General features: G+C 65.9%; 14 protein-coding genes. 7 read left to right on the forward strand and 7 right to left on the reverse strand.

Annotated elements, in window-relative coordinates:
- Positions 1 to 92: 92 nt before the first annotated feature.
- Complete coding sequence (locus CWS72_RS16545) at positions 93 to 2,183, reverse strand: bacteriohemerythrin (RefSeq protein ID WP_101251734.1); 2,091 nt, start codon at positions 2,181 to 2,183, stop codon at positions 93 to 95.
- Positions 2,184 to 2,610: 427 nt separating this feature from the next.
- On the opposite strand from CWS72_RS16545, the gene CWS72_RS16550 reads away from it, so the two are divergent.
- Positions 2,611 to 3,282: a J domain-containing protein gene (locus CWS72_RS16550; protein WP_101251735.1), complete on the forward strand. Its 672-nt coding sequence runs from the start codon at positions 2,611 to 2,613 to the stop codon at positions 3,280 to 3,282.
- A 72-nt stretch (positions 3,283 to 3,354) separates the two neighbouring features.
- On the opposite strand, the gene CWS72_RS16555 is transcribed toward CWS72_RS16550, so the two are convergent.
- From CWS72_RS16555 to CWS72_RS16565, 3 genes are all read right to left on the reverse strand, one after another.
- On the reverse strand, positions 3,355 to 4,098 hold the full coding sequence (locus tag CWS72_RS16555) for a Bax inhibitor-1/YccA family protein (protein ID WP_101251736.1): 744 nt from the start codon (positions 4,096 to 4,098) through the stop codon (positions 3,355 to 3,357).
- 85 nt (positions 4,099 to 4,183) lie between these two features.
- The gene (locus tag CWS72_RS16560; protein ID WP_101251737.1) at positions 4,184 to 6,706 is read right to left on the reverse strand and encodes an ABC transporter permease; all 2,523 of its coding nucleotides are present in this window, start codon (positions 6,704 to 6,706) and stop codon (positions 4,184 to 4,186) included.
- Entirely contained in the window at positions 6,703 to 7,425 is a 723-nt protein-coding gene (locus CWS72_RS16565) for an ABC transporter ATP-binding protein (RefSeq protein ID WP_101251738.1), read from the reverse strand. The genes CWS72_RS16560 and CWS72_RS16565 overlap by 4 nt, the downstream gene beginning before the upstream one ends.
- On the opposite strand from CWS72_RS16565, the gene CWS72_RS16570 reads away from it, so the two are divergent.
- The 3 genes from CWS72_RS16570 to thpR are packed head-to-tail and all read left to right on the forward strand — an operon-like array spanning position 7,424 to position 9,837.
- Positions 7,424 to 8,137 (forward strand): arylesterase, encoded by a 714-nt coding sequence (locus CWS72_RS16570; RefSeq protein ID WP_420824072.1) that lies wholly within the window; start codon positions 7,424 to 7,426, stop codon positions 8,135 to 8,137. The genes CWS72_RS16565 and CWS72_RS16570 overlap by 2 nt on opposite strands.
- Positions 8,134 to 9,273, forward strand: a complete 1,140-nt coding sequence (locus CWS72_RS16575) for an FIST signal transduction protein (protein ID WP_101251740.1) — start codon at positions 8,134 to 8,136, stop codon at positions 9,271 to 9,273. Before CWS72_RS16570 ends, CWS72_RS16575 begins: the two co-directional genes overlap by 4 nt.
- Before the next feature lie 24 nt (positions 9,274 to 9,297).
- Positions 9,298 to 9,837 (forward strand): RNA 2',3'-cyclic phosphodiesterase, encoded by a 540-nt coding sequence (gene thpR / locus CWS72_RS16580; protein ID WP_101251741.1) that lies wholly within the window; start codon positions 9,298 to 9,300, stop codon positions 9,835 to 9,837.
- A gap of 42 nt (positions 9,838 to 9,879) precedes the next feature.
- On the opposite strand, the gene grpE is transcribed toward thpR, so the two are convergent.
- Positions 9,880 to 10,482, reverse strand: coding sequence for a nucleotide exchange factor GrpE (gene grpE, locus CWS72_RS16585; protein WP_101251742.1), 603 nt, complete (start codon positions 10,480 to 10,482; stop codon positions 9,880 to 9,882).
- Between the two features lie 18 nt (positions 10,483 to 10,500).
- Positions 10,501 to 11,550: a heat-inducible transcriptional repressor HrcA gene (gene hrcA / locus CWS72_RS16590; protein ID WP_101251743.1), complete on the reverse strand. Its 1,050-nt coding sequence runs from the start codon at positions 11,548 to 11,550 to the stop codon at positions 10,501 to 10,503.
- A gap of 479 nt (positions 11,551 to 12,029) precedes the next feature.
- Here hrcA and rph point away from each other — a divergent pair, with 479 nt between their 5' ends.
- From rph to hemW, 3 genes are read left to right on the forward strand one after another with little or no spacing between them, the layout of a single operon-like run.
- A complete protein-coding gene (gene rph, locus CWS72_RS16595) occupies positions 12,030 to 12,746 on the forward strand; it encodes a ribonuclease PH (protein ID WP_101251744.1) in 717 nt (238 codons plus the stop codon).
- Positions 12,743 to 13,345 (forward strand): RdgB/HAM1 family non-canonical purine NTP pyrophosphatase, encoded by a 603-nt coding sequence (rdgB, locus tag CWS72_RS16600; protein ID WP_101251745.1) that lies wholly within the window; start codon positions 12,743 to 12,745, stop codon positions 13,343 to 13,345. Before rph ends, rdgB begins: the two co-directional genes overlap by 4 nt.
- A 33-nt stretch (positions 13,346 to 13,378) precedes the next feature.
- On the forward strand, positions 13,379 to 14,533 hold the full coding sequence (gene hemW / locus CWS72_RS16605) for a radical SAM family heme chaperone HemW (protein WP_101251746.1): 1,155 nt from the start codon (positions 13,379 to 13,381) through the stop codon (positions 14,531 to 14,533).
- 183 nt (positions 14,534 to 14,716) lie between these two features.
- Here the strand turns inward: hemW and CWS72_RS16610 are convergent, their stop codons facing one another.
- Positions 14,717 to 15,973 carry a penicillin-binding protein activator gene (locus CWS72_RS16610; RefSeq protein ID WP_101251777.1) on the reverse strand — a complete coding sequence of 419 codons (1,257 nt, stop codon included), beginning with the start codon at positions 15,971 to 15,973 and terminating at the stop codon, positions 14,717 to 14,719.
- Positions 15,974 to 16,055: the final 82 nt, after the last annotated feature.

A 16,055-nucleotide genomic window follows, 5' to 3' on the forward strand; every position in this document is an offset into this window, starting at 1 on the left:
TACCAAGTTTCGATGAGGATAACTCACCGAGAGTTGGTATAACGCCGAACCATCGCCATCCCGAAGCGGCCGGATTGTTCCGGCCGCTTTTTTTAAACCCCGATACCGATCTCGCGCACGCCGGCCTTGTCGGTCTTGAAGACATGGTCGATCAGCCATTCGCGCAGGAACGCCATCAGATCGGTGGTCAGACTGGCCTCTCCCGCCAGGAAGGAACGCTGGAAGCGCTCGACCTTGGTGACGAGATCGGCATGGGTCTGTTCATGTGCGGCCAGGGATGGCAGGCCACCCTCCCGCCAAATCGCTTCCTCCCGGGCGAAATGGTCGCGGGTATATCTCAAAAGCTTGTCAAGAACGGTGGCGGCCTGATCGCGGCCCTTGCCCTCGACCATGGCCTGGTACAGCTCATTGACATATTGCAGAAGCATCTTGTGATCGGCATCGATCACCGCATGGCCGCTGACCCAGGCGTCGCTCCATTCCAGCGTCGCTCCGCCGCTTTGCAGGCGGATCAGGAAACTGTCGGCCACGGCGCGCATGGTCTCGGCCTCGCGGTTCAGGTCGCGGGCGGCGATGAAAACACTCTGCGCGTTGCGGCTGCCGGCCTGGGCTCCCTGACTTACGCCGAGAACGTTGCGCGCGACTTCCGCCGTGCCGGCATGAGCCTCCTGAATGTTGCGCGTGATTTCCTGGGTGGCCGAGCCCTGTTCCTCGACCGCTGCCGCGATGGCGGCCGAGACCTCGTCCATTTCGGCGACGGCAGCCGCGATATTGTGTATGGCTTCGACCGCCTGACTGGTCTGCTGCTGCACGGCGACGATCTGGCCGGTGATCTCCCCGGTGGCCCGCGACGTCTGATTGGCGAGATTTTTCACTTCCCCGGCAACCACGGCGAAACCTTTGCCTGCCTCTCCGGCGCGGGCGGCTTCGATGGTGGCGTTCAGGGCCAGAAGATTGGTCTGGCTGGCGATATCCGTGATCAGGGCGACCACGTCGCCGATCTTGCTCGCCGCCGCCGCCAAACCCCGGACCAGATCATCCGTCGAGGACGCCGTCGACGCGGCGTTCTGGGCAATGCTGCTGGCGCGGCCGACCTGGGCGGCGATCTCCCTGCTGGATGCCGCCAATTCCTCGGAGGCGGTGGCCACCGTCTGGACATTGGAAGCCGCCTCTTCGCTGGCCGCCGCCACGGCGGAGGCCTGATGCCCGGTCTGCTCGGAAACCGCCGAAAGCGCTTTGGCGTCATCCTCCAGGCGGGTGGCGGACGCCACCACGCAATTGATGACCTCTACGACCTTGCTGTTGAACTGTTCGACCAGCCGGTTCTGCTCGGCGGCGGCCTCCTCCTTCGCCTTCTGTTCGGCTTTCTGGTTCTCCGCCAGTTCCCGCGCGGCTTGCAGGCCCCGGCGGAAAACGCCCAGCGCCTCGCTCATTTCGCCGATTTCATCGCCGCGCCTCACCACCGGCAGAGGATGGTCGAGATTGCCCGCCGCCAATTGCCGCATGGCCACGATGCCGGCGTCGAGAGGGTCGGTGATGGCCTTGCGGACGATGATGAAGCTCGCCAGTCCCGCCAACAGGGTCACCGCCACGGTGGCCAGGATGATCATCCTCAAGGTGTCGTCGGCCGCTCGCAGGAAATCGGCCTTCTTGATGCCGACATAAAGGATGCCGACGGTTTTCCCGGCCGCGTCGTGAATGGGGTCATAGGCCGTCATGTAAGGTTCGCCGAGAATGTCCACCTCGCCCCGAAAGCCGGTATCCCGGCCCAATACGGCGTCGTGGGCCGATCCGGGCGCCAACCGCGTGCCGACGGCCCGAGCGCCATCGGATTTCAAGACGTTGGTCGAGATACGCGTGTCGCCCTGGAACACCGTGGCCGTTCCGCCGACGAGATCCTTGATCTTGTCCACCACGTCGAGATCGCCGTTGAGAACATGCTCGCCGATCAGCAGCCGGCCGTCCTCACTGCGAAAAACCGCCCCTTTCGTGCCCAATACGTTCCAGGCCACCTTCATATTGGCCTCAACCCGCTCGCGGGCCGCCAAAGTGGCGCTTTCGTGCAGAGTTACGGAGGAAATCATCGCCACGGCAACGGCCAACAGGACGACACCGGCAAGGACCAAGACCATGATGCGCGGCAACAGGCGGATTTTGACGCCGGCGACTATCGGATTACGCATGCGAATGACTCCCGTCGGGGCTTTGTTCCGACGCTTCCGCTCCTGCCGGGAGCCCGAGCGGAGACGGAAGCGTCGGATAGAACCTTAGGGTTTATCCGCTATTGACTTAATCCCCATTTGGTAACTGAACTCCGCAAAACCGGGCCCGACGGAGGAGCAACCCCCGATGGCGCATGCGTAGTTGAGACCTCGCGAAAAATAACTGCCGATGCAGGCCAAGACCCGCCGTCGCGCCCCGAAACTCCGGGCCTTCTTTCGGAAGATGTGTCCCGCTTATTTTAAATCTTCATTTACTCAATGGGTTGCAGCATTATGTTTATTCAGGGCTCAAACAGCGACTTTCGTAGTTGACGATGGTTGTGTGGCGACCTATTCGTTACGCAAGAGACATGGGCCTGGATACATTGAGGGGCAAATTCCAATAACCATGACGAACCGGGTACTGAAGCATTCCTACACGGTTCCCTGCGCCAGTCCGTTTCGTGACGCGGTGGAAACCCTGGCAGAGCGTCGTAAAGTGAATGTCGGCGATCTCGCCCGCTCCATCCTGCTGGTGGTGCCCGGCGAAACGGTGGCCGCCTATGGCGACCCCGGCGAGCCGCCGGTCGACGACCGCGAGACGGTGGTGCTGAAGTCGGGACCGGCCGAGGGCCGCCCCTGGCGGCGAAAGCCGCGCCTGCAGGTGCGCATGCCGCCCGGCCATGACATTCCCTTCATTCGCAAGGCCTTGGCCCTGGCCCTGGCGATGGACAGGGGTGATGTGGCGGTAACCGTGGCCGAGGGCTCGCGCATCGAGGAGCAGATCGAGCAGCGCGCGGCGCAAAGCTCCAAGCTGGTCGAGATCAACGAGGAGTTGGACCGCCTGCGCACCATCGTCGCGGTGCTGGCCTTCGAACCCTTGCCGGAGGGCGTGCGAACCCGCAGCGAAGCGCTGCATGTCCTGGGTTTCCCGCCCAATTCCGAACCTGATTCGCGGACGCTGAGGGCGAAGTTCCGCATGCTGGCGACCATCCACCATCCGGACGGCCGTTACGGCAGCCACCAGCGGATGAGCCAGCTCAACCAGGCCATGGAGTTCCTTCGCCACCAGATGGCCTGAAGGCAAAAAAAAGGCCGGGAGACGATCCCGGCCTTATTCCGCGCGCGCCCGAAAGCGGCGCTTGTGCATCGTCTAGTCGCGGCGGTCGCCCATCAGCCGGATCAGCATCAGGAACAGATTGATGAAATCCAGATAGAGGGTGAGGGCGCCCATCACGGCCTTCTTGCCGGCCGTTTCGCCGTCGTCGGCTTCCCAGTACATCTCCTTGATCTTCTGAGTATCCCAGGCGGTCAAACCGGCGAAAATGCCCACGCCGGCGATGGAGATGACGAACTGCAGCGCCGAACTGGCGACGAACATGTTGACCAGCGAGGCGATGACCAGTCCCCACAGGCCCATCACCAGGAAGCTGCCGAAAGCCGACAGGTTGCGCTTGGTGGTGTAGCCGTAGAGGCTCAAGCCGGCGAAGGACGCCGCGCTGATGAAGAACACGCGGGTGATCGAAGCCCCGGTGTAGACCAGGAAGATGGACGACAGCGAGACGCCCATCAGCGCCGCGTAAAGCCAGAAAAGCCCTTGCGCGGTGCTCGCCCGCATGCGGGCGATGCCGAAGGAAATGGCCATCACCAGACCGATGGGGGCGATGATCGCCAGCCAGCCGAGGGCGGTAGGCGTCGCGCCGCGCATGCCATACTGGAAGAACAACTGGTTGATCGCCGGCGTACCGGCCACCAGTGCGGCGACCAGGCCGGTCAGAGCCAGACCCGATGCCATGTAGTTGTAGACACGCAGCATGTACTGACGCAGGCCGACATCGATCAGTGCGGCCTCCGCCTGTCCGCGCGTCCAAGTGCCACGTTGTGTATCGAAGGCCATGAAAAAACCTCGTCAAAAAGGTCGGAAACCAGTTGCCTAATATGGCACGAAACCGCTCCGAATCAAGTCGCCGCCATCCTGGAGGTCAATCATGGCGCAAGTAGGGCGCGGGTTTTGCCGCCAGAACGCGCAAGGTCCCGGCCATGCCGAACAGGGTCACGCCCAGCACGCCGCCCAGCGCCGTCGCCGCCACCGGCAGGGGCAGGAAGATCCAGTCGGTCTTCAGCACGAAAACCAGCACCGCCCAGGCCGCGACGCTGCCCAGCGCCGCCGCCAGCACCGCCGCCACCACCCCCAGCAGCATGAACTCCAGCAACAAGGCGCGCAGCAGATCGCCGCGCCCGGCGCCCAGTACCTTCAAAAGCACGGTTTCCCGGATCCGCCGTTGCCGCCCGGCGGCGATGGCGCCGGCCAGCACCAGGGCGCCGGCCAGCAGGGTGACCATCGCCGCGCCGCGAATGGCCATGCCGGCATTGCCGACGACCTGGCGGATCGTCTCCAGCGCCTCCTTGACCCGGATTGAGGAGACGTTGGGCAGCGCCGTGGTCACCGCCCGCTCGACGGCGTTCTCCCGGCCGGCCGGCGCATGCACGGTGGCGATGTAGGTGGCCGGCGCCCCGGCGAGCGCCTGCGGCGTCAGAATGAAGGTGAAATTCATCGACAGGCTGGACCAGTCGATTTCGCGCAGATTGGCGATGCGGGCGGTGATCTCGCGGCCCAACACATTGACCGTGATGGTCTGCCCGACGGTCAGGCCGAACCCCTTGGCGATGCCGGCATCCAGCGACACCAGCGGCGGTCCGTCGTAATCGGCAGGCCACCAGGCGCCGGCCACCACCCGCGCGCCCTCCGGCGGGGTGGCGGCGGTCGACAGGCCGCGGTCGCCCCGCACCGCCCATTGCGCGTCCGGAGCGATCGCCACCTGCTCGACCGGCACCCCGTCGATGCGCGTGATCCGGCCGCGGACCATGGTGGCCCGCTTGGCGTCGGCGCCCGCCCCGGCCACGGCCTGGTCGAACAGCGCCGCCTGATCGGGCTGAATGTCGATGAAGAAGAAGCTGGGCGCCTGCGCCGGGATCCGCTCGTCGAACTGCCGGTTGAGATTGGCCTGGACCAGGGCGATCATGACCAGCAGGGTCAGGCCGAGACCGAGCGACAAAACCACCCCCCGGGTCGGCGCGCCCGGCCGATAGAGCGAGGACAGGCCGAGGCGCCAGGCCGGCGCCCCTCCCGCGCCCAGCCGCCGGGCGCAAAAGCGGGTGGCCTGGACCAGACCGGCCCCGGCCAGCAGAAACAGCACCAGCACGGCGGCGGAACCGCCGACGAACCAGGTGGCCAGTCTTCGATCGGCCGCCGAAACGATCGCCAGCGCGGCCAGGGCGGCGGCGGCGGTGAAAATCGCCGCCAGCGTGGCGAAGCCGGGCCGATAACGCTGCCCGGCGACGATATCGCGAAACAAGGTGGCGGCGGGAACCGCCGCCGCCCGGGCCAGCGGCCAGATGGCGAAAGCCAGCGTGGTCAGGGCGCCGAAGCCGGCGGCCTCGGCCAGCGGGCCCGGATAAATCCCCAGACGGGCGGCCACCGGCAGCTTGTCGGCGAGGAAGGCCGCCGCCAGCCACGGCAGGGTGGCCCCCACCGCCAGCCCGAGGGCGATGCCGGCCGCGGCGAGCAGGGCCACCTGCAGGAAATAGGCGGTCTGGATCAACCGGCGGGAGGCGCCCAGGCACTTCAGGATGGCGATGCTGGTCATCCGGCCGTCCAGGAAGGTCTTCACCCCGTTGGCGACCCCGATGCCGCCGACGAGCAGGGCGGTCAGGCCGACCAGCGTCAAAAACAGCGTCATCTGGTCGAGGAACCGCTTGATGCCGGGCGCGCCGGAGGCGGCGTCGCGGAATTGCCAGCCGGCGTCGGGAAAGCGGCGATCGAGCCGTTCCTTGAACAGGGCGGCGGAGAGTCCCGGCCGCAGACGGACGAGAACGGTGTGATGGACCAGGCTGCCCGGCTGCAACAGGCGGGTTTCGTCCAGCACGCGGCTGTCGATCAGCAAACGGGGGCCCAGGGAAAAGGCCATCGCCGCGCGGTCCGGCTCATGTTCGATGACCGAGCGCACCACCAGTTTTGCCTCGCCCAGCAGTACGGTGTCGCCGACTTTCGCGCCCAGACGGTCGAGCAGATTGCCATCGACAGCGGCGCCCCACGGGCCGTCCTGCCGGGCCAGCGCCGCCGGCAGCGCCTGCGGCGGCTGCAGGTCGACCCGGCCGTAGAGCGGATAGGCGGCGTCGACCCCCTTGACCTCGACCAGGGTCTGGCGGGCGCCATCGGCGGAGCGCAGCATCGCCCGCATCTCGACGGCATCGGAAATCGTGCCGGACTCCGCCAGAAACTGCCATTCCTCGGGTTTGAGGGAGCGGTAGGACAGACGCAGTTCGACGTCACCGCCCAGCAACGCCTGCGCATCCTCGGCAAGGCTGCGGCGGAGCGAGGCGTCGAGCGAGGCGGCGCCGGCGATGGCCGCGACGCCGAGGGCGAGGCAGGCGACGAAGACGCCGAACCCCTTGAGGCTGCCCCGCAGCTCGCGGCGGGCCAGAACGAAGGGCAAAAGGTTCATCGCCCGCCCGCCCGGGCGGGCGTCGCCGTCACCGCCTCGACCCGGCCGTCGGCGATCCTCACCACCCGTTGGCATTGGGCGGCCAGCCCCGGATCGTGGGTGATCAGCAGCAGGGTCGTTCCCGTCTCCCGATGCAGCCCGAAGAGAAGGTCGATGACCGCCTGGCCGTTGACCTGATCAAGATTGCCGGTCGGCTCGTCGGCCAGCAACAGGCGGGGACGGCCGCCGAAGGCGCGGGCCAGCGCCACCCGCTGCTGTTCGCCGCCCGACAGTTGGCCGGGATAGTGCGACAGCCGCTCGGACAGGCCGACCAGCCCGAGCAGGCGGCGGGCCTCCTCCCGGGCATCCGGGCGGCGGGCCAGTTCCATGGGAATCGCCACGTTTTCCAGCGCGGTCATGGTCGGAATCAGGTGAAAGGCCTGGAAGATGATGCCGACGTTCTCGCGGCGGAAGGTCGCCAGGCCGTTCTCGTCGAGCCGGGTCAGGTCGTGGCCGGCCACCACCACCCGCCCGCTCGTCGGCCGTTCCAGGCCGGCGATAACCATCATCATGGTCGACTTTCCCGACCCCGAGGGTCCGACGACGCCGATGGTTTCGCCTTCGCGCACGGCAAGGTCGATGCCGCGCAGAATGTTGACCTCGCCGGCCTGACTTGCGAGCTTAAGCGTGACATCATCAAGCAGGATGATGGGTTGGCCGTCTGGAGTTGCCTTGGTCATGATGAGAATCTCTGAGTGCCGGATGAGGAAATCGCTGCTGCGGCTGGCATTGTGCGGGCGGGCGTGGTGGGGATATGGTCTGATCGCGCTGTTTGTCAACGTTACCGGCTCTTCCGCCATGGCGGCCACCGAATTACGCATCCTCGCTTTCGGCGATAGTTTGACCGCCGGCTACAATCTGCCTCCCGCCGACGCCTTTCCGGTGAAACTGGAAGCGGCGCTCAAGGCCAAAGGCTATGCCGTGCGGGTGATCAACGCTGGCGTTTCCGGCGATACCACGGCGGGCGGCAGGGCCCGCCTCGACTGGGCGCTGGCCGATCATCCCGACTATGCCATCGTCGAGCTGGGCGCCAACGACGCCCTGCGCGGTCTCGACCCGGCGCAGGCCTTGGCCAATCTCGACGTCATCATGGGCCAGCTCGACTCCCATCGGGTCAAGACGCTGCTCGCCGGCATGATGGCGCCCCCCAATCTGGGAGCCGACTACGGCCGGACGTTCAATGCGATCTATCCGAAACTGCAGGCAAAGTGGCATGTCCCCCTCTATCCCTTCTTCCTCGACGGCGTCACCCTGCATCCCGAGCTGACCCTGGCCGACGGCCTGCATCCCAATACGCAAGGCGTCGATCGCATCGTCGCGGGCATCCTGCCCTCCGTCGAGGCCCTGCTGGGCCCTCCGCCGGTCGGTGCCGCGGGCAAGGCCGCGCCATGAGCGGATTCCGGGCCGCCCTGGCCGACGGCGAGCATTGGGGCCTGGCGGCCAAGTCCTGCTTACAGCGGATGGGGCCGCTGCCGGCCGACGCCAACCTGGGCTTCGTCTATGTCACCGAAGGATTCTCCGACGCCCTCACCTCGATCATCGTTTTCCTCAAGGAAACCACCTCGGTCGGGCAATGGGTGGGGGGCGTCGGCTACGGCCTGTTCGGTCCCGACGGAGAAACCCGGGAAGGGGACTCGCCCGACAAGGGCGCCATCGCCATCATGGCCGGCGCCGTCGATGGCGAAGCGATCCGGCCGTTTTCCGGCTTCGACCCGACCAATGCCGCCGGCTTCCTGGCCGAGCACGGCCCCTGGCTGGACCGCCAGACGGCCGTCACCGCCCTGGTCCACGGCAACCCCCACGCGCCGCAAGTCGCCGAGGCGGTGGCCGGGCTCGCCGCCGCCGGCAAGGCCTTCCTGGTCGGCGGCCTGACGGCCGGGAGCGAGACGCCGGGGGAGACGACCGTCGGGAACGAAGGCGAAGCCCCCTTGTCCGGCCTTCTGATGGGCGATGGCGTCGCCCTGGCCACCGGTCTCACCCAGGGCTGCACGCCGATCGGCGGCGACCACCGGATCACCGAGGCGATCGACAACATCGTCATGCAACTGGACGGAATTCCGGCGCTCTCCACCTTGAAGGCCGAGGCGGGAGACATCATCGCCCGCGATCTCCAGCGGGCGGCCGGCTATATCCACGTGGCGCAACCGGTCCTCGGGTCGGATCAATCCGACTATCTGGTGCGCGGCCTGCTGGCCATCGATCCCAGCCACGGCTGGCTGGCCATCGACGACGAGCTGGCGGTGGGCGACCGGCTGCTGTTCGTGCGGCGCGATCCGGGGGGCGCGCAGAAGGATCTGCGGCGCATGCTGGGAGGGCTGGCCCGGCGGCTGGAGGGGCGGGAAATCCGCGGCGGGGTCTACATTTCCTGCGTCTCCCGCAGTCCCCATCTCTTTGGGGAAGCCGGGATCGAAAGCGAAATGATTCACGAGGTTCTCGGGAATTTTCCCCTGGTGGGTTTTTCGGCCAATGGTGAGATCTGCCATGACCGGCTTTATAATTTCACCGGTGTCCTGGCGTTGTTTATCTGATCTGATCCCAAGGAGGCGGTCGTCATGATCCGTCTTTTCGTCGGCCTCGCCCTTCCGCCGTCGCTCCGCCAGACCCTCGCCATGCTCGGCGGAGGCCTGCCGGGCGCCCGCTGGACGCCGCCGGAAAACCTGCATCTCACCCTGCGCTTCATCGGCGAGATCGACGAGGCCATGGCCGACGATATCGACGGACAATTGGCCGCTGTCCGCGCCCAGGCCTTTTCACTGGAACTCGGCGGTCTCGGCACCTTCGACAGCGGGCGGCGGGCCCATCACCTGTGGATCGGGGTCAAACGCGCCCCGGCCTTGACGCATCTCCAGGAAAAAATCGAATCGGCGGTGGTGCGGGGCGGCTGTGCGCCGGAACGCCGGCATTTCCAGCCGCACGTCACCCTGGCCAGATTGAAAGACCCGCCCCTGGGCCGGCTGCAGGATTTCATCGCCGGCCACAATCTGTTTCAGGCGGAGCTGACGGTCTCGCGCTTCACCTTGTTTTCCAGCCACCTCGGCCACGGCGATCCCGTCTACCGGGCCGAACGCGACTATCCGCTGGACGAGAGTTGAGGATAGGGCTCGGTGATCGGTTACGATCACCGAGAATTGGTATTACGCCGAGGTATCGACGCCGCCTTCACCCAGCGGCGGCTTCGGGCCGCCCTTGGAAACGCCGACCATGGCTTCCCGCAGCAGACGGTCGTGGATGAGATAGCCGGCCTGCATTTCAAGCACCACGGTGCCGGTCATCTGGGTGGTGTCCTCGACCTCCATCATCGCCTGATGCAGATGGGGGTCGAATCGCTTGCCCAGGGACTCGATCCGCGTGATGCCATAGCGTTCCAGGGTATTGAGGAAGGTCCGCTCGGTCAGTTCCACGCCCTCGGCCAATTTATGGGCCATCGGATCGCCCTCGCGAGCCTCCGCCGGGATGCTTTCCAAGGCCCGGCGCAGATTGTCGGCCACCTGCAGGATGTCCTTGGCGAAATTGCCGACGGCATATTTACCGCGATCCTCGGCCTGCTGTTCCAGGCGGCGGCGAACATTTTCGGTTTCGGCCACGGCGCGCAGAAGCTGATCCTTGAGCTTGGCCACCTCGGCCACCAGTTCGGCCTCGCGCGGGCTCAGCTCCGGCGCCGCTTCCGGCGTCTGCGCCTCGGCGGCTTCCGAAGGCGCGGGCTGTGTATCGTTGGTCTGAGGCTGATCCTGAGTCATGGCTTTCCTGCTTTTAAGTCATCCGATGAGCCGCCCGATCACCTTGGCGGTGTAATCCACCATCGGAATGATCCGGGCGTAATTGATGCGTGTCGGGCCGATCACGCCGATGGCCCCGACGATCTGTTCGCGGCTGTTGTGGTAAGGAGCGACAATCATGGTGCATCCCGAGACCTTGAACAATTCGTTTTCGGCGCCGATGAAGATCTGCACGCCTTCCGCCCCTTGCGTCAAGTCGAGCAGGCGCACCAGTTGCTCCCTGGTTTCCAGCGCTTCGAACAGGGCGCGGATGCGTTCCAGATCGTCGAGAGCGGTCACGTCGTCGAGCAGATGGGACTGGCCGCGCACGATCAACTGCCCGCCCTTGTTACCGCCGGCCCAGGTGGCCAGCCCGGTGGCCACCACCCGGCCGGTCAATTCGTCGAGCTGCGTGCGCTGGCTTTCCAGTTCCTTGAGGATCTGGCGCTTGGCCTCGTCCAGGGTATGGCCGATCAGACGGGCGTTCAGATAGTTGGTCGCCTCGACCAGGGCCGAGGGGGTCACCTCGCGCGGCAGTTCGAGCACGCGGTTTTCCACCTGCCCGTCGTTGGTGACCAGCACCACCAGGGCGCGGCCGGGACCCAGATGAACGAATTCGATATGCTTCAACGCCACCTGGCTTTTCGGCGCCAGCACCAGGCCGGCGCATCGCGACAGGCCGGAAAGCGTCGATAGCGCCTCTTCCAGCAGGGTTTCCAGGCTCTTGCCGGTGGTGCGGCAATGGGCATCGATACGGTCGCGTTCCGACTCGGCCAGCTTGCCCAATTCCAAGAGCCCGTTGACGAACAGGCGCATGCCCGCCTCGGTCGGCAGGCGCCCGGCCGAGGTATGCGGCGCGTAGAGCAGTCCCGCCTCTTCCAGATCGGCCATGACGTTGCGCACCGTCGCCGGCGACAAGGCCACCGACAGACGCCGCGACAACGTGCGCGAGCCCACCGGCTCGCCGGTCGCCACATAGGCGTCGACGATCTGCCGGAAGATCTCGCGGGAGCGTTCGCTCAACTCTATGACGTTCTTGCTGCGCGTCATGGCCCGGAAATTATTCAAAAAAATTGGTGAAGATGGAATGTAGTGGGGGAGTCCCAACGCGTCAACCAATCGCCCCCCGCGGGGGGCGATTGGTTGATGTTATATAGGTGTCCCTCAGACGCCGGGCGCCGGCATCCGCCGGCTTGGCTTTCCTCGCTGATGCCTCCGCTGGCGCTCCCGGCATAAGCTGCGGCGCGCTCAACGCGCTAGTCACCGGCTAAAGCCGGTTCCGGTCGGGTTACACAAAAGACGGTGCCGATAAGCGACGGAGCGGGCTTGCCCGCGACTGGGCCATTGAGGCCCCGCGCGAGCGTTCGCGCGTAAGCCAAGCCGGCGGATGCCGGCGCCCGGCGTCTGAGGGCTATATATAGCCAAGCGGGCGGAGCCCGCCGGGCTATTTAAACCGCTACAGTCTGGACGCTGCGCGATCCAGACTGTAGCCTGTGCGCCGTTTAATCCAAGTTTTGTCAGGAAATCCCATGAGACCGTCGGGCCGCGCGCCGAATCAACTCCGTAGTGTCATTCTGGAACCCGCCTTCAGCAAATATGCCGAAGGATCCTGTCTGGCGCGGTTCGGGGACACCCATGTTCTGTGTACCGCCTCGGTGGACGAAAAGGTGCCGTCCTTCCTGCGCAACACCGGCAAGGGTTGGGTGACGGCGGAATATGGCATGCTGCCGCGGTCCACCCACACCCGCACCGATCGCGAGGCGGCCAAGGGCAAGCAGTCCGGCCGGACCCAGGAAATCCAGCGGCTGATCGGCCGCAGCTTGCGCGCCGTCACCCAATTGACCGCCATGGGCGAAATCCAGATCAAGGTGGACTGCGACGTCATCCAGGCCGACGGCGGCACCCGGACGGCGGCCATCACCGGATCCTACGTGGCGCTGTATATGGCCTTTCAGAAACTGGTCTCGCTGGGCACCCTGTCGGCCATTCCGCTCATCAGTCAGGTGGCGGCCGTCTCCTGCGGACTTTACAAGGGAACGCCGGTGCTCGACCTCGATTACGCCGAGGATTCCACCTGCCAGGCCGACAGCAATTTCGTTCTGACGGCCGATGGCGGCATCGTCGAAATTCAAGGCACCGCCGAGGACACGCCCTTCCGCCAGAGCGAGTTCCTGACCCTTTTGGATCTGGCCCAGCAAGGCGTCGCGGAACTGGCCGCCCTGCAAAGAAAGGTTCTGGGATTGTGATCCGGCGCAAATTCACCACGGGACGCCTGGTCATCGCCAGTCACAATCCGGGCAAGGTCCGCGAGATCGCCGAATTGCTGGCGCCCTTCGGGGCCCAGGTCGTTTCGGCTGGGGAATTGATGCTGCCCGAACCGGAAGAGACCGGTCAGACCTTCGTCGAGAACGCCGAATTGAAGGCCCGCGCCGCCGCCCTGGCCACCGGGCTGCCGGCACTGGCCGACGATTCCGGCCTGGCGGTGGCGGCCCTGGGTGGCGACCCGGGCATTTATTCCGCCCGCTGGGCCGGGCCCGCCCGCGATTTCAGCTATGCGATGAAACGAATCGAGAAGGGGCTTGAGGGGCAATACAACCGGGACGCCCATTTCGTCTGCGCCCTATCCCTGGCTTGGCCCGATGGCCATGTGGAAAGCTTCGAGGGCTTCGTGCATGGCAAACTGGTGTGGCCGCCCCGTGGAAACCAAGGTTTCGGCTATGATCCGATGTTTCTGCCGAACGGTCATTCGGAGACGTTCGGCGAGATGGAGCCGGCGGCCAAGCATGCCATCAGCCATCGCGCGGCGGCGTTCCGTCTTCTCGTCGACTCCTGCTTCCGCCTTTGAGCTCCTTCCGCCCGTCTTTTGAGGGTATCGGGCATGGATGACACTTTCGGCATCTACTTCCATTGGCCGTTCTGCCTGTCGAAATGTCCATACTGCGATTTCAACAGCCATGTGGCGGCGTCCATCGACCAGGAGTCCTGGCGCCGCGCCCTGTTGCGCGAACTCGCCCATTTCGCCCCCGAGACGGCGGGGCGGCGGGTAAGCAGCATCTTTTTCGGCGGCGGCACGCCCTCCCTGATGGCGCCCGCCACCACCGCGGCTCTGCTGGAGGCCGTCGCCGGTCATTGGCCGCTGGACGACCATATCGAGATCACCCTGGAGGCCAATCCCGGCACCATCGACGCCGACCGGTTCCATGCCTTCCGGGCCGCCGGGGTCAACCGGTTGTCCATGGGGTTGCAAGCGCTGGACGACGCCTCCCTCCGCTTTCTGGGCCGCCGCCACGACGTGGCGCAGGCGACGGCGGCCGTCGCCCTGGCCCGCGACATCTTTCCCAGGATCTCCTTCGATTTGATCTACGCCCGGCCCGGACAGACGCCGGCGGCGTGGGCCCTGGAACTGCAACGGGCCATCACCCTGGCCGCCGATCATCTGTCGCTCTATCAACTGACCATCGAACCGGGAACCGCCTTCCATCCCGCCCATGCCCGCGGCGATTTCCAATTGCCCGACGAGGACGCGGCGGCGGACATGTTCGAACTGACCGCGACACTCACCGCGGCCTCGGGATTGCCGGCCTACGAGATTTCCAACCATGCCCGCCCCGGTGCCGAATGCCGGCATAATCTGCTGTATTGGCGAGGCGCGGATTACCTTGGAATCGGACCAGGCGCCCACGGTCGGTTGACCGATCGTTCGGGGCGGGTTTCGGCCCTCAACCAGCACCGCGCGCCGGAAACATGGCTCTCGGCGGTTGAACGGGACGGACATGGGACGCGCGACAGGATCGCCTTGAGTGGCGAGGAGCGCCGGGCCGAACTGGTCATGATGGGCCTGCGCCTGACGGAGGGCCTATCGGCCAGCCGTTTCGCCCGGCAGACCGGACTGGCGTTGCGCGGCGCGCTCAATCATTCCGGTCTCGAGACGATGTGTGGCGAGGGATTTCTGCGCTGGGATGGCGACCATCTGCAAGCCACCGACAAGGGCCGCCTGGTGCTGAATTCGGTGATCGGCGCGCTGCTGGTCTGAGGTGAAAACAGTCAAGCGGGCGTAAGAGGGGCAAAAGGGCGAGTTTCATAGTCTTCTCCCTCGCCCGCTTTGCGGGCTACCGGATTCACACATCTCAAATTTTATAGTTTCATCAGTGCATTGCCAGCCACTGAAAGATTGCTTCGTTTTTGGCTCGCAATCGATAGACCCAGCCCTTCGCTCTCAGTAATTCGCCTGGAAGGCTGCGGGGGCGGGGGCGATTTCCTTGTCGGGGCCGTCCGCCTGCACCTCGCGGACGGCATATCCGCGTTCCGCGGTGCCATCGGGACGCAAGCGGAAGATGCCGTCGACGCCGGCGAAGCCCAGGGGATTGTTGAGCATGGCCGTCGAAAAATCGCGGGGCGTCCGCCGGGCGAGGACGGCCGCCAGGGCGGTGGCGTCATAGGCGAGCGAGGCGATGCGAGGCGCCTTGCCGCCGAAGGCCTTGGCATAGCGAGTGTCGAAATCGGCGTGGCTGGCCCCGGGCGGGCCGGCGTACCAACCGCCGACCAGGGCGGGCTCGGAACCGGCGCGGCTGTCTTCCCACAGCATGGTGCCGATCAGCTTGACCTGCGTCGGATCGATCCCCTGCTGCGGCAGTTGCGCGGCGACCGCGCGCAGACGCTGCCCCTCGTCCGGCAGGATCAGGGCGTCGAAGCCGATGTCGTTTCCGGGACGCTTGGGATCGCCCTTCACCAGATGGCGGATGGTCTGGCCGATTTCGGCGGCGTTGGGATCGTAATATTGCAGGCCGCTGATGCTGACGCCGACGGAGGAGGCGTTGTTCGACAGATACTCGACGACCAGGCGCCCGTAATCGTTGGACGGCGCCAGGATCGCCAGACGCGGCCGATTGGCGCTGCGCGCGTAGTCGGCGACGCGCAGCGCCTGCTGACCGGGCTGAAAGCCCAGGGCGTAGACGCCGTTGCCGGCGACGGAAAGATCGGTGGTGAAGGACACCATGGGAACGCCGGCCTGGCGGGCCAGCGGAGCGGCGGCCTTGGCCTCGATCGAGAACAGCGGTCCGATGATGATATCGGCATGCTGGCCCAAGGCCAGTTGCGTGGCGGCGGCGGCACCCTCGGCGCTGCCCTTGCTGTCGAAGGGCAGCAGGTTGAAGGAATTGTCCGCCATCTCGAACAGGGCCAGCTGCGCCGCGTTGAACAGGGCGGCGCCCACCGGAGCGGACGGACCGCTGAGCGGCACCAGCAGGGCGACGACGACCGGCCGGTTGGACGGCACCGGCGCCTTGGACGGAGCCGGCGGGGCCGGTGGCGGAGGCACGGCGGGCTGCGCGATCTTCGGCGGCGGCGGCGGCGGCGTGACGGCGGATTGAGCCGGCGGCTTGGCGACTTCCGGCGCGGGTGCTACATGTGAGCAACCGCTTGTCAGAAGCGCGAGCACCAGAACACTGAAAAACGTGTAGCGAAAACGAGGCATCGACAATGCGGGACAGCGCAAACGCGGGCTCCCGATCCAAAGGGACAGCGGGTCACCAGCCTAACGAGGCGGTGGCCGGAAG

This window comes from Telmatospirillum siberiense (assembly GCF_002845745.1).
Taxonomy (GTDB): Bacteria; Pseudomonadota; Alphaproteobacteria; order Rhodospirillales; family Magnetospirillaceae; genus Telmatospirillum; species Telmatospirillum siberiense.